13 protein-coding genes are annotated in these 12,605 nt (G+C 68.2%); 6 read left to right on the top strand and 7 right to left on the bottom strand.

All coding sequences use genetic code 11. From position 1 onward, the window contains the following. Window positions 1-88: 88 nt before the first annotated feature. Window positions 89-1,354, top strand: a complete 1,266-nt coding sequence (locus A5752_RS25555; protein WP_067091971.1) for a PucR family transcriptional regulator — start codon at window positions 89-91, stop codon at window positions 1,352-1,354. Here A5752_RS25555 and A5752_RS25550 read toward each other — a convergent pair. The 3 genes from A5752_RS25550 to A5752_RS25540 all read right to left on the bottom strand — a co-directional run bounded on the left by A5752_RS25550 (window position 1,347) and on the right by A5752_RS25540 (window position 3,400). After that, window positions 1,347-2,135: an SDR family NAD(P)-dependent oxidoreductase gene (locus tag A5752_RS25550; RefSeq protein WP_067091891.1), complete on the bottom strand. Its 789-nt coding sequence runs from the start codon at window positions 2,133-2,135 to the stop codon at window positions 1,347-1,349. The genes A5752_RS25555 and A5752_RS25550 overlap by 8 nt on opposite strands. After that, window positions 2,132-2,980 carry an SDR family NAD(P)-dependent oxidoreductase gene (locus A5752_RS25545; RefSeq protein ID WP_067091969.1) on the bottom strand — a complete coding sequence of 283 codons (849 nt, stop codon included), beginning with the start codon at window positions 2,978-2,980 and terminating at the stop codon, window positions 2,132-2,134. The genes A5752_RS25550 and A5752_RS25545 overlap by 4 nt, the downstream gene beginning before the upstream one ends. A 105-nt stretch (window positions 2,981-3,085) precedes the next feature. After that, window positions 3,086-3,400 carry an alpha/beta hydrolase fold domain-containing protein gene (locus tag A5752_RS25540; RefSeq protein ID WP_082964067.1) on the bottom strand — a complete coding sequence of 105 codons (315 nt, stop codon included), beginning with the start codon at window positions 3,398-3,400 and terminating at the stop codon, window positions 3,086-3,088. A gap of 297 nt (window positions 3,401-3,697) precedes the next feature. Between A5752_RS25540 and dnaK the strand changes: the two genes are divergently transcribed. From dnaK to A5752_RS25520, 4 genes are all read left to right on the top strand, one after another. Beyond that, complete coding sequence (gene dnaK, locus A5752_RS25535; RefSeq protein WP_067091887.1) at window positions 3,698-5,557, top strand: molecular chaperone DnaK; 1,860 nt, start codon at window positions 3,698-3,700, stop codon at window positions 5,555-5,557. Next, window positions 5,554-6,192: a nucleotide exchange factor GrpE gene (gene grpE, locus A5752_RS25530; RefSeq protein ID WP_067091884.1), complete on the top strand. Its 639-nt coding sequence runs from the start codon at window positions 5,554-5,556 to the stop codon at window positions 6,190-6,192. Before dnaK ends, grpE begins: the two co-directional genes overlap by 4 nt. 153 nt (window positions 6,193-6,345) lie before the next feature. Continuing rightward, the gene (gene dnaJ, locus A5752_RS25525; RefSeq protein WP_067091882.1) at window positions 6,346-7,524 is read left to right on the top strand and encodes a molecular chaperone DnaJ; all 1,179 of its coding nucleotides are present in this window, start codon (window positions 6,346-6,348) and stop codon (window positions 7,522-7,524) included. After that, on the top strand, window positions 7,524-7,928 hold the full coding sequence (locus tag A5752_RS25520; protein WP_067091880.1) for a heat shock protein transcriptional repressor HspR: 405 nt from the start codon (window positions 7,524-7,526) through the stop codon (window positions 7,926-7,928). The genes dnaJ and A5752_RS25520 overlap by 1 nt, the downstream gene beginning before the upstream one ends. An 8-nt stretch (window positions 7,929-7,936) precedes the next feature. Here the strand turns inward: A5752_RS25520 and A5752_RS25515 are convergent, their stop codons facing one another. From A5752_RS25515 to A5752_RS25505, 3 genes are all read right to left on the bottom strand, one after another. Further along, window positions 7,937-8,839 (bottom strand): aldose 1-epimerase, encoded by a 903-nt coding sequence (locus A5752_RS25515; RefSeq protein WP_067091878.1) that lies wholly within the window; start codon window positions 8,837-8,839, stop codon window positions 7,937-7,939. Between the two features lie 143 nt (window positions 8,840-8,982). After that, on the bottom strand, window positions 8,983-10,146 hold the full coding sequence (locus A5752_RS25510) for an FAD-binding oxidoreductase (protein WP_067091876.1): 1,164 nt from the start codon (window positions 10,144-10,146) through the stop codon (window positions 8,983-8,985). A 16-nt stretch (window positions 10,147-10,162) separates the two neighbouring features. Continuing rightward, entirely contained in the window at window positions 10,163-11,173 is a 1,011-nt protein-coding gene (locus A5752_RS25505) for a hypothetical protein (protein WP_067091874.1), read from the bottom strand. 99 nt (window positions 11,174-11,272) lie between these two features. Here A5752_RS25505 and A5752_RS25500 point away from each other — a divergent pair, with 99 nt between their 5' ends. Continuing rightward, window positions 11,273-11,920, top strand: coding sequence for a TetR/AcrR family transcriptional regulator (locus A5752_RS25500; protein WP_067091873.1), 648 nt, complete (start codon window positions 11,273-11,275; stop codon window positions 11,918-11,920). On the opposite strand, the gene A5752_RS25495 is transcribed toward A5752_RS25500, so the two are convergent. Further along, on the bottom strand, window positions 11,915-12,577 hold the full coding sequence (locus A5752_RS25495; RefSeq protein WP_231983517.1) for a GAP family protein: 663 nt from the start codon (window positions 12,575-12,577) through the stop codon (window positions 11,915-11,917). The genes A5752_RS25500 and A5752_RS25495 overlap by 6 nt on opposite strands. Between the last annotated feature and the right edge of the window lie 28 nt (window positions 12,578-12,605).

The following is a 12,605-nucleotide window of genomic DNA, read 5'->3' as shown; positions in this document are numbered from 1 at the left end:
GCTTTCTTGTCTGCGCGCGCCAACGTTGTGCCCGGCCGTTGTGGAATTTGCGCATCACCGGTTGGCCGGCGGCGATACCGTGCTCTGCATGGAGCCGGCCTGGGCGGGCGCGCGCGGTGAGGACCGATGTCGGGTGTGGTCGTCGGTGCTGTGTCCTGCGGCCACCGAACTCGCGGCGCGGGCCAATGAGATCTCTGCTGTGGTCAACGATTTCACCAGCGAGCGGCTCCCCGAACTGCTCGCCAGCGCCGAGGCGCTCGAAGTGAACCGGGCGAGCACCGAAGCCAGTATCCGAGATTTCGCCGAGGTGTTGCTGGCCGGTGCCGATCCCGGCGAGGCGGCCCGGCTGGCATCGCCTACGCTGGCCTACGCCCAGGACGGTGCGCAACACGCCATCCCGTTGGCCACCCTGATGCGCAGCTACCGGCTCGCACACGCCGCGACCGCCCAGCACTTCACCTCGATCCTAGAAACCCACGCGCGCGACGCCGAGGAGCTGATCCTGGCAACGGAATTGAGTTCTGAGTGGATGTTCGCCTATGTGGACGCCGCGCTGTGTTTGGTGGAAGAGGTCTACACGGCAGAGCGGGACCGATGGCTGCGCAGTGCCGCCGCGAGCCAGGCCGAGACCATCGGCACCATCCTGGCCGGCGCGCCGATCGACACCGAGGTGGCGAGCAGGCGGTTGCGCCACGACGTCCGCCGAGTGCACGTCGCGGCGATCGCTTGGCTGGACTCGCATGAGGAGGGCCGCAACACCCAAGCACTGCTGGAGTCAGCCATCCGCGACATCGCCGCGGCGATCGGTGACCAGAAGCCACTGGTGCATCCGCTCGGCATCCTCTCGGCAGCGGCGTGGATCGGCTCGCACAGCGAGGTTCCGTCGAAAGTGCTCGACGAGTTGCGCTTTCGCACCGCCACGGCGCCAGGGGTACGGATCGCGGTCGGGGAGCCCGCGCGCGGCATCGCGGGTTTCCGGAGCAGTCACGTTGAGGCGCTTGAAGCCCAACGGGTCGCCCGGCTAACCGGGCGCCCGGCGGGCAGTGTCACGCGTTACCACACCGTCTCGCTGCGTGCGCTTGCCACCGTCGACGCCGACCAGGCAGCGGCGTTCGTGCGACGCGAACTCGGCAAGCTGGGGGCAACGGATGAGGCGACCCGCCGGCTGGCCGCGACGCTGCGGACCTACCTCGAGGAGAACGGCAGCCGCGGACGGACCGCCAAACGGCTGCACGTGCACGAGAACACCGTCGCCTACCGGATCCGTCAGGCCGAGGAACTACTGGGGCGCCCGGTGGACAAGCGCACCCTCGAGTTGCGCGCCGCACTGGCCCTCGTCGAGCTGGTCACCTAGTCAGCATCGCCTCGCGCACCCGCCCGACGCCGGCCAGCCGAGCGACCTCGCCTACCAAAACCGGTGCGAGAGCGCCGAATCCGACCAGCAGTCGCATGCCGGCCGACGCGACCGTCGTCTCTGGCCTATCCCGCTCGACCGCCTGGGCCACCGCTCGCGCGACGTCCTGCGGTGTGCTCGTGCCGAATCCGCGCGGAAGGGTGACGCCGGTGTCGGCCAACATTCCGGCGTCCCGGGTCGGTCCGGGGAAGACGGTCGAAACCTCGACGCCCGTTCCGTGCAGTTCCTGCCGCAGGGCCAGGCCGAGGCCCCGCAAGCCCCACTTCGTCGCCGTGTAGACCGAGCCGTTGCCCGGGGTCGCGATCAGGCCCGCTCCCGAGGAGATGAACACGATGTGCCCGCGCCCGCGTCGCTTCATCGGGCCCACCGTCGCCCGTGCGAGGGCCGCCGGAGCGAGAAGATTGACGCGGATGGCATCGGCGATCTCGGCGTCGCTCAGCATCGCCAGGTCTTCCGGGATGCCGACGCCTGCGTTGGCGACGAGCACGTCGACTGGGCCCGCGCGGTCCATCAGGTCGCGCACCTGATCGAGGTCGGCGAGGTCGGCGGTCAGCCCATGGGCTGCCGGTCCCAGTTCGCCGACCAACCGCTTGAGCTCCAGCTCGCGCCGGCCCGTGACCGTCAGCGAACATCCGCGCGCGGCCAGTTCATGTGCGATGGCGTGGCCGATTCCGCCCGTTGCGCCGGTGACCAGGGCGTGTCGACCCGCCAGCTGCGTCATTTCGCCATCTCGGCGGTCCGGGCAGCGACCCACCGCGCCAGCGGCGGAGCGCAGCGCGAGAGGACATACATGACGTGCGCCTCGGCGGCGATGGGCGCCACGGCGCGGTCTCGGTCGACTGTGCGCAGGATGTTGTACGCGACGCGCTCGGGTGGGTACCCGCGCTTGCGGTAGGTCGACGCGAGCCGGGTGCGGCGCTCGTCGAGGTCCCCGTCGCCGCGGATCTGGCTGTTCTGCGTGATGGCGGTGTCGATGATGCCCGGGCACACCGCCGTGACGCCGATGCGGTGTGGCTTGAGCTCCACCCTTAGGGCCTCCGACAATCCGAGGACGGCGAATTTCGTTGCGCTGTAGGCGCTCAGCTGAGGGTTGGCCAGCAGGCCGGCGGCCGAGGACAGGTTGACGACGTGCCCGCCGCGGCCCGACTCGATCATGGTGGGCAGGAAGGCATCGCAACCGTGCACGACTCCCATCAGGTTGACGCCGATCAGCCACTGCCAGTCAATGGCGCTGGTGTCGAGGAACCCGCCGACCAGTCCCACGCCGGCGTTGTTGACCACCATGTCCACCCGGCCGAAGCGGTCGAACGTTGCGTCGGCGAACGCGGACATCTCTGCGGCGTCGGACACATCGACATGGCGGGTCAGCACCTGTGTTCCCCGGCTTCGACCCGCGTCGGCGGTGTGGGCCAGACCGGCGTCGTCGATGTCGCACAGCGCGAGGTGGGCGCCGCGTTCGGCGCACAGCCGCGCCAGCTCGCGGCCGATGCCGCTGCTCGCGCCGGTGATCACCGCCACCCGGTCGGTGAGGTCTGCGGTTCTGAGTCGGGAGCTCGATCGAGGCATGGCGACCACGTTATGGCCGTGACGTCGTGGATCGCTCGTGCGAAGCCGCCAACTGGTCCCTTGCCCGTTGTGGGGCAACGACAATGGCACGCATCCCGGCGCCTCTCACGTCAGGTACCGAATGAGATGAGCGCCGATGAGGGCCATGGCTTCGCGCGCAGTATCCGTTTGCGATCTCGTGAAGCCGTGGTCGATGCCGGGGAAGCGGCGGTGCGTGGTGGCCACATCTCGGCGAGCGAATTCTCCTGCGAGCGCGTCACCTTCAGGGCCGAGCGTGTCGAGTTCGCCGGTCATGACAAGACTGGGCGGCATGGCTTCGGCGAGGGCGGTGTCGAACACCGGGGAGGCCAGTGGTTCGCGTCGGACGCTCGGGTCGACGACGTAGGCCTCGATGGCCGAGCGTTGAGTCGTCGGGGAGATCCGCGGCCGCTATTTCGTCGACGTTCGATCGAAGCGCGAGAGGTCCGTGACCGAGTCGGCCACCGCGCGTCATGTTCGCTTGTGCCGGCGTGACGAAAGCTCGCAGCGAATATGTCGCGGTCCCACCTACCGGCCCGGGGACCAATCCGGGAACAAAACCTGCGGTGGCCCCGTTGAGCCTATCGATACTTGAGTGGAACAGACTCAAGTCTGGGTTGACAGGTTATAGTCTGTCGGCGCAGTCTTGAGTGCGGTGCACTCAGACCCAAAGAAGCAGACTATTCAGGAGGAACCAACATGGCTCGTGCGGTCGGAATCGACCTCGGGACCACCAACTCCGTCGTCGCGGTACTGGAGGGTGGCGACCCCGTCGTCGTCGCCAACTCCGAGGGCTCCCGCACCACGCCGTCCGTCGTCGCGTTCGCGCGCAACGGTGAGGTGCTGGTCGGCCAGCCCGCCAAGAACCAGGCGGTGACCAACGTCGACCGGACGATCCGTTCGGTCAAACGGCACATGGGCACCGACTGGTCGGTGGAGATCGACGGCAAGAAGTACACGGCGCAGGAGATCAGCGCCCGGACGCTGCAGAAGCTGAAGAGGGACGCGGAGAGCTACCTCGGTGAGGACATCACCGATGCGGTCATCACCGTGCCCGCCTACTTCAACGACGCCCAGCGTCAGGCCACCAAGGAGGCCGGCCAGATCGCCGGGCTCAACGTGCTGCGCATCGTCAACGAGCCGACCGCGGCAGCGCTCGCGTACGGCCTGGACAAGGGCGAGAAGGAACAGACGATCCTGGTCTTCGACCTCGGCGGCGGCACGTTCGACGTCTCGCTGCTGGAGATCGGCGAGGGTGTCGTCGAGGTGCGCGCCACCAGCGGTGACAACCACCTGGGCGGCGACGACTGGGACGACCGGATCGTGGAGTGGCTGGTCGACAAGTTCAAGGGCACCTCCGGCATCGACCTGACCAAGGACAAGATGGCGATGCAGCGGCTGCGTGAGGCCGCAGAGAAGGCCAAGATCGAGCTGAGCTCGAGCCAGAGCACGTCGATCAACCTGCCGTACATCACCGTCGACGCGGACAAGAATCCGCTGTTCCTCGACGAGCAGCTGACCCGCGCCGAGTTCCAGCGCATCACCCAGGATCTGCTCGACCGCACGCGTCAGCCGTTCCAGCAGGTGGTCAAGGACGCCGGCATCTCGGTGTCCGATATCGACCACGTGGTCCTGGTCGGCGGCTCGACTCGCATGCCCGCGGTGTCGGATCTGGTCAAGGAGATGACCGGCGGCAAGGAGCCCAACAAGGGCGTCAACCCGGATGAGGTCGTCGCGGTGGGCGCCGCCCTGCAGGCCGGTGTGCTCAAGGGTGAGGTGAAAGACGTTCTGCTGCTTGACGTCACGCCGCTGTCCCTCGGTATCGAGACCAAGGGTGGCGTCATGACCAAGCTGATCGAGCGCAACACCACGATCCCGACCAAGCGGTCGGAGACCTTCACCACCGCCGACGACAACCAGCCGTCGGTGCAGATCCAGGTCTATCAGGGTGAGCGCGAGATCGCGGCGCACAACAAGCTGCTCGGCAGCTTCGAGCTGACCGGCATCCCGCCGGCTCCGCGCGGTGTGCCCCAGATCGAAGTCACCTTCGACATCGACGCCAACGGCATCGTGCACGTGACCGCGAAGGACAAGGGCACCGGCAAGGAGAACACGATCCGCATCCAGGAGGGCTCCGGCCTGTCCAAGGAAGAGATCGACCGGATGATCAAGGACGCCGAGGCGCACGCCGAGGAGGACCGCAAGCGTCGGGAGGAGGCCGACGTCCGTAACCAGGCCGAGTCGCTGGTCTACCAGACGGAGAAGTTCGTCTCCGAGCAGCGCGGCGGCGAGGGCGGCTCCAAGGTCCCCGAGGACACGTTGGCCAAGGTCGACTCCGCGATTGCCGATGCCAAGAAGGCGCTGGAAGGCACCGACATCGGTGAGATCAAGTCGGCGATGGAGAAGCTGGGCGTCGAATCGCAGGCGCTGGGCCAGGCCATCTACGAGGCCACCCAGGCCGAGCAGGCCGCGGGCGGCGGCGCCGACGCCGGTTCGGCGGACGACAACGTCGTGGACGCCGAGGTCGTTGACGAGGACGCTGACAAGGAGAACAAGTGACAGGAAACGATCCGCACGAGCCGGTGACCGTCACCGACAAACGGCGCATCGATCCGGTCACGGGCGAAGTGAGAGAAGCAGGTTCGGGTTCGGCGGCCGGTGAGGCCGGGGCGGCATCAAGCCCCGGCGAGCCGGCGCCGGACGCGCCCGCACAGAAGGCGGCAGGGGAGGAGGCCGACAAGGCCTCCGAACTGCTGGCCGATCTGCAGCGGGTACAGGCCGATTTCACGAACTACCGCAAGCGTGCGTTGCGCGATCAGCAGGTGGCGGCCGACCGGGCGAAGGCCTCGGTCATCTCGGCGCTGCTGCCGATCCTCGACGACCTCGACCGCGCGCGTAGCCACGGGGACCTCGAGAGCGGTCCGCTCAAGGTGATGGCCGACAAGCTGGTCAACACCCTTGAAGGGCTTGGCCTTTCGGCGTTCGGCGCCGAAGGCGACGAGTTCGACCCCGAACTCCACGAGGCCGTGCAGCACGAGGGTGAGGGCACTCACCCCGTCTTGGGCACCGTCATGCGACGCGGTTACAAGGTCGGCGATCAGGTCGTGCGCCACGCCTTGGTGGGCGTGGTGGACACGGTCCCCGACGGCGGTGACGGCGCCGCGGGTGACGCTTCGCCGGAAGCCGAAGCCTGATGAGGAGAAGGTGGCGCGGAATAGCCGAAACGGGCGGATTCTGCGCCACCTTCGACTCGGCGGCGGCGACTAATCCGGCGCGATTCGTCGTCAATCATCAAAATCGGAATGAGACTGCGATAAACAGACAAGAGCGGAAGGAGGTGACGCGGTATGGCCCAGCGTGAGTGGGTCGAGAAGGACTTCTACAAGGAGCTCGGCGTCTCCTCTGACGCCAGCGATCAGGAAATCAAGCGGGCGGCCCGAAAGCTGCTCGCGGAAAACCATCCCGACCGCAATCCGGGGAACTCGGCCGCCGAAGAGCGGTACAAGGCCGTCTCCGAGGCCAAAGAGGTGCTGACGGATCCGGCCAAACGCAAGGAGTACGACGAGACCCGGCGCTTGTTCGCCAACGGCGGTTTCGGCCGCGGTCGGTTCGGCGGCGGTGGCGGCTTCGGCGGATTCGGCGGCGGCGACGGCGTCGAGTTCAACCTGAACGACCTCTTCGATGCGGCCGGCCAGACCGGCGGCGCCAACATCGGCGATCTCTTCGGTGGGCTCTTCGGCCGCGGCGCTCAGCAGCCGCGGCCCAGCAGGCCGCGCCGCGGCAACGACCTCGAGACCGAGACGGAGCTGTCGTTCCTGGAAGCCACCAAGGGTGTGGCGATGCCGTTGCGGCTCACCAGTCCCGCACCGTGCACGAACTGTCACGGCAGCGGCGCCCGCCCCGGCACCAGCCCGAAGGTCTGCCCGAACTGCAACGGGTCCGGGGTGATCAACCGCAACCAGGGCGCGTTCGGGTTCTCCGAGCCGTGCACGGAATGCCGTGGCAGCGGCTCGATCATCGAGCACCCCTGCCAGGAGTGCAAGGGCACCGGTGTGACCACCCGCACCCGCACGATCAACGTGCGGATCCCGCCGGGCGTCGAGGACGGACAACGAATCCGGTTGGCCGGCCAGGGCGAAGCGGGCCTGCGCGGTGCACCGTCGGGCGACCTGTACGTCACCGTTCACGTGCGTCCCGACAAGGTGTTCGGCCGCGACGGCGACGACCTGACCGTCACCGTACCCGTCAGCTTCCACGAGTTGGCGCTTGGTACAACGCTTTCGGTGCCGACGCTCGAGGGCAAGGTCGGTGTTCGGGTGCCCAAGGGCACGTCGGACGGGCGCATCCTGCGCGTGCGCGGGCGCGGTGTGCCGAAACGCTCCGGCGGACACGGCGATCTGCTCGTGACGGTGAAGGTCGCGGTCCCGCCCAATCTCGAGGGTGAGGCGGCCGAGGCGTTGGAGGCCTATGCGAAGGCGGAGCGGGCCAGCGGCTTCGATCCGCGGGCTGGATGGGCAGGTGCGTGATGGCAGCGAAACGGCCGAACGACGAGGCGCGGACGTTCCTGATCTCCGTCGCCGCTGAGCTGGCCGGCATGCACGCCCAGACGCTGCGCACCTATGACCGGCTCGGCCTGGTGCGCCCGCAACGCACCTCGGGCGGCGGCAGGCGTTACTCGCAGCACGACGTCGAACTTCTCCGCGAGGTGCAGCGGCTGAGCCAGGACGAGGGTGTCAACCTCGCCGGGATCAAACGCATCATCGAGCTGACCAACCAGGTCGAGGCGCTGCAGGCGAGGGTCCGGGAGCTGACCGACGAAGTGGAGGCGTTGCGGGGGTCTCAGCGCCGCGATCTGGCCGTGATGCCGAAGAGCACCGCGGTCGTGGTCTGGCAACCTGGAGCCGCTCGGCGGCGACGTCAGGCGGAGTAACAAACTCCTCAAAAAACAATGATCGAGAACCGAGCGGTCTCCGGCATGCCGGGGGCCGCTTTTCGGTATCCGCCCCTTCTCAGTGAATCCGTCGGCGCGGCCATCGGCTCGATGCCGATCAGGTCGTCATTGGGCGGGGCGAACAGTTGCGCTGCGGGATAACCGGTTTCGAACCGCACCTCGATGCGGCGCTCACCGCCAGCGAGGGTGAACACGGCGCCCTTTGGGACCTGGTCGAAACCGTCGTCATAGGCGGTGACCTTCAATTGCTCTGCGCCGCCGGGCCATTGCTCGTGGGCGCCGGTGGGGATGCCGTTGTCGTCCACCGGCAGGTGGCGCATCTCCGGTGTGCTCAGCGTCCACTCCTCGCGCGGGACGCCGGGGATCTTCAGGTACGGGTGGTAGCCGAAGCACAGCGGCACGTCCGCCGACGACGTGGCCGCGACCGTCGTCTCGATGGTGAGCGTGCGATCGCCGAGCGTGACGTGTTGGGTGAGTAGGTGCGGAAACGGAAACGACGCGAGCAGTTCGGCGTCGGCGCCGTAGTCGAGCTCGGCGGTCAGCACGTTCTCGGTGCGGGTGGTGACCTTCCACCCCGGGTAGGCGGCGAGCACACCATGAATCGGCGCGCCGTGCTCGTCGGTGCGGACCCCGTTTGTGCCCGGGGTCAGGGTGACGACCGACCCGTCGACCTCATAGGTATTGGCGCTCAACCGGTTCGCCCACGGATACAGGATCGGGATGCCCATCGTCTTGCCGTTGTTCACGTAGGCGGTCAAGCCGCGGCGCTGTCCGAGGAACTCGTCACCCGACTCGGCCAGCGACGTGCCGATCATGCCGGCAGCCGGGACGAAGGTCGCGGTCAGGTCCGACGACGGGTCCTTCAGCGTGACGGCATCGAAGTCAACCACCAGACGATCGTCCCACGCCGGGCTTAGATGAAGCCACGGCAGCGCGTGCCTGCGTGATTTGTGAAACCAGCTGCGCTCATCGCGACGAAACCGTCGTCGGATTCACAAACGAGCGGGTGCGACCGCCGCCGTGCCGCCCGGTTTCAGGAGCTCAGCGGATCGTGCTGAATGCGTTCGGCCGGTGCTCCTTTGGCGAGCAGCGCCGCCTTGGTCGCCGTCACCATGTTCGGGCTTCCGCAGATCAGGATCTGCCGATCGCCCCAGTTGCCATAGCGGGTGACGACGTCGGCCAGCGTGCCGGTCTGTCGCACGTGCAGGCCGCGCGGGGGTTGTACGTCCGGATAGTCGGCGGCCCACGGCGGGTCGACGTTGAACTCCGAGACCGGGGTGACCGACAGCCATGGGTTCTGCGACGCGATCTGCCACAGCGTGCGCAGGTCGTACAGGTCGCACGGATACCTTCCGCCGAAGAACAGATGGACTCGCGGATTGACGCCCCAGCGGGTGAGATCCATGATCAGCGTCCGCAGCGGTGCCAGCCCGGTACTGCCCGCGACCATCAGCACGTCCTCGCCGTCGCGGTCCACGTGCAGCCCCCCGTGCGGATTGGACAGCCGCCACCGGTCGCCGGGTTTCGTCTCGGCGACGATCGCGGTGCTCACCATGCCGCCGGCCACCGAGCGGATGTGGAATTCGATCGCGCCGGAGGGCTCGGTCGGTATCGACGGGCTCAGATACCGCCACCGGCGCGGCCACTGCGGAACCTGAACCGTCACGTACTGGCCCGGGTGGTAGAACAGCGGACGGTCCAGTTGCAATCGCACGACGGAGACGTCGCGGGTGACCCGCAGGTGCTCGATGACCGTGCCGTCGCAGAACGGCGGCCCCTGCTCCGCGTCGGCGGCCCCGCGCATCACCCCGATCATCAACGCGACGACGTCGTGTGCGGTCTCGGCGAGCCTGTCGTCCCAGCGCTCGGCCAAGTGATTACGGAAGCTGGCGTACAGCGCGGTTTGCATGGTGTCGTAATGCCGTTGCAGGACACCGTATTTACGGTGGTCCCGGCCGAGCTGAGCGAGGAAGGCGACCGGTTCCCGGGCCCGTTGGGCGACGAGTTCGCCCAGCACCCAGGTGACGGCGTGGCCGAACCGCTGACGCTGCTCGTCCATGTCCGGCGGAAACAGGTCGCGCACCGAGATGTCGATCGCGAACCAATGGGTGTAGAAGCTGCGGATCAGGTCCGAGCCGGACGCGGGATCGACCGCGTCGCGCAGCATGCTCAGCGCTTCACGGTCGTCGAGTCCCACGCGGCCCGAGTGTATGTCAGCCGGGCGTCACCCTTCGCTGCCGAAGCGCCGCCAGCACGATGAGCGCCACTCCGACGGCCGTCCAGCAGGCCAGCACGAGGACCGGTACCGCGGCGCCTGCGCCGTCGAAGAAGGCCGCGGACCGCAGCAGGGTGGCGTTGGCGCCCTGAGGCATGAACTGGCCGAACTCTCCCCAGCCGCTGGGCAGCAGTTCGGGGGCGCTGGTCAAACCGGACAGCGGGTTGCCGACGAGCAACGCGAGCACCGCACCCAGCGCCAGGCCGACCCGTCCGAACAGCGACCCCAGCCCCAAAATCGTCAACCCCATCGCCAGGGCGCCCAGCGTCAGCGCACCGGCGACTCCCCAGAAGTTCGCCTCGATCGAGCCCGTCACCCAGCGCAGCAGCGCGGCGATGGACAGCCCGGCCACGCCCGCGAAAACCACGGCGGCTGTGAAGCGGGTCCACACCTCCCGCTTGAGCGCGAACATCAAGGCGATCGCGGGCAGCAGCCCGGCGAGGGTGATGGGCAGGGCGGAGGCGGCCAGGCCGGCGCCGCGCGGATCGTCGGCGGTCGGGGGCGCCAGGTCCTCGACGTGCAACTGCGTGCCGGTCTTCTGCGCGATGCCGTTGCCGATCTGGGACAACATCTGGGCGACCATCGGGCTGGCGCCGGTCGCGGTCATCAGCGTGGGTCCCTCCGGCCCGAACGCGATGCCGCCGTACACGTCGCGGTTGCGGATGGCCTCGCGAAGGGCGTCGGCCCCGGGGTAGTAGGTGACCGAGAACGCCCCCGGTGCCTGCTGGTCCAGCGTCGCCACCACCTGGCCACTTGCCGCCTGCGGTCCGGCCGCGCCGATCGGCACGTTATGTGGGCCGCTGCGAGCGGCGGGCAGCGCGAAGGCCAGCGCGACGATCGCGATGACGACGGTGAGCACCACGACCACGCCCGTCGCGCGTACCGCGGCGGGCGGCTCGTGAACCGGTGAAGCGTGGTGGGGGGCCCTTTCCGGGGTTTCGGTAGTCATGGTCCGCACCTTTTCATTCGACGTTGAATTTCTGCGTAGGGGCAGAGTAACGCCGCGCCGCGACAATTTCAACACCCATTGAAATGATAGCCTCGGGGTATGGCGTCACCAGCCAAAACAGTCCGGCGCAGGGGCCGGCGACAGGGCGAGCCGGTTTCGCGCGACGCGGTGCTCGCGGCGGCGCGCAAGCGCTTCGGTGCCGAGGGATACGAGAAGACGACGCTGCGCGCGGTGGCCCGCGACGCCCATGTCGACCCGTCGATGGTGCTCTATCTGTTCGGCTCCAAGGCCCAGCTGTTCCGCGAGTCGCTCAACCTCGTCGTCACCCCCGGCGCGCTGGTCTCCGCGCTCGCCGGCGGCCCGGACGACGACCCCGACATCGGCACCCGCATGGTTCGTACGTACCTGCGGATCTGGCAGTCACCGGAGTCGGGCCCGACGATGGTCGCGATGTTGCAGTCGGCCACCTCGAATCCCGACGCGCACGAGGCGTTCCGCGGGTTCATGCAGGATCACGTGCTGAGCGCGGTGTCCGCCGAGCTCGGCGGAGGGGAAGAGGCCCGGCTGCGTGCGCTGCTGGCGGCGAGTCAGCTCGTGGGAACCGCGGTGCTGCGCTTCGTCATGAAGATCCCGCCGTTGGCGACGCTGCCCGACGACGACCTGGTACGGCTGCTCGCGCCGACGGTGACGCGGTACCTGACCGCCGATGCCGCCGAGCTCGGGCTACCGGAGCTCGGCGGGTCATAACCCGTGAATGCCCTTGTACAACACCATGAGACCGATCACGACGAGGATGCCCGCGATGAGGACGGCGTGCTGGCGGTCCATCCAGTCCTTGAGCCGGGCCAGCGGTCGGTCGAGCCGGTCGCCGGAGACCGCGTAGGCCAGGATCGGCAGCGCGACCGTCGAACCGGCCGCGATCACGAACCATGCGACGGCCACCCAGTCGTCGCGGGGACCGCCGGCGGTGCCGATAGCCAAACCCGCTGCGGCACAAATGAACAGGACCTTGGGGTTGGCGACGGTCAAGAGCATCCCCGTGCCGCCCGCGCGTAGTGGGGTCAGCGTGCTCAAGCCCTCCATCCAGCGCGGCTTGTGCGATGCCTTCTTGCGGGTGAACCAGCGATACAACCCGAACACGATGAGGGCGGCGCCGACCACGATCCGTAGCCACGACGCCCATCCCGGTGGTCGGCCCTCGCGGCCACCCAGCAGGCTGGACACCTGAAGGAAGATGCTCGTCAGCACCGCCAACCCGATCAGCCATCCGGCCAAGAACGCCAGGCTCGTCGGGCGGGGCCGCGCGGTGTGCAGTACCAGCACCGCGGGGATGATCGACAGCGGTGAGAGCGCCACCACCAACGCCAACGGGATCAGTTCGGTGAGCAACGATCCCTTGTCCACGAGGCCGAACATAGCGGAATGCCCGCTG

This window comes from Mycobacterium sp. 852002-51961_SCH5331710, assembly GCF_001665535.1.
GTDB lineage: Bacteria > Actinomycetota > Actinomycetes > Mycobacteriales > Mycobacteriaceae > Mycobacterium.
The sequence above is the reverse complement of the archived record's forward strand: the minus strand, read 5'-3'. Positions and strand labels throughout refer to the sequence as shown.

Excerpts from the sequence above, each read along its gene's own strand:
- A5752_RS25505 (WP_067091874.1), bottom strand. The coding sequence starts at position 11,173 with ATGACTACCGAAACCCCGGAAAGGGCCCCCCACCACGCTTCACCGGTT.
- dnaJ (WP_067091882.1), top strand. The coding sequence starts at position 6,346 with ATGGCCCAGCGTGAGTGGGTCGAGAAGGACTTCTACAAGGAGCTCGGC.
- dnaK (WP_067091887.1), top strand. The coding sequence starts at position 3,698 with ATGGCTCGTGCGGTCGGAATCGACCTCGGGACCACCAACTCCGTCGTC.
- A5752_RS25520 (WP_067091880.1), top strand. The coding sequence starts at position 7,524 with ATGGCAGCGAAACGGCCGAACGACGAGGCGCGGACGTTCCTGATCTCC.
- A5752_RS25550 (WP_067091891.1), bottom strand. The coding sequence starts at position 2,135 with ATGACGCAGCTGGCGGGTCGACACGCCCTGGTCACCGGCGCAACGGGC.
- A5752_RS25500 (WP_067091873.1), top strand. The coding sequence starts at position 11,273 with ATGGCGTCACCAGCCAAAACAGTCCGGCGCAGGGGCCGGCGACAGGGC.
- A5752_RS25555 (WP_067091971.1), top strand. The coding sequence starts at position 89 with ATGGAGCCGGCCTGGGCGGGCGCGCGCGGTGAGGACCGATGTCGGGTG.
- A5752_RS25545 (WP_067091969.1), bottom strand. The coding sequence starts at position 2,980 with ATGCCTCGATCGAGCTCCCGACTCAGAACCGCAGACCTCACCGACCGG.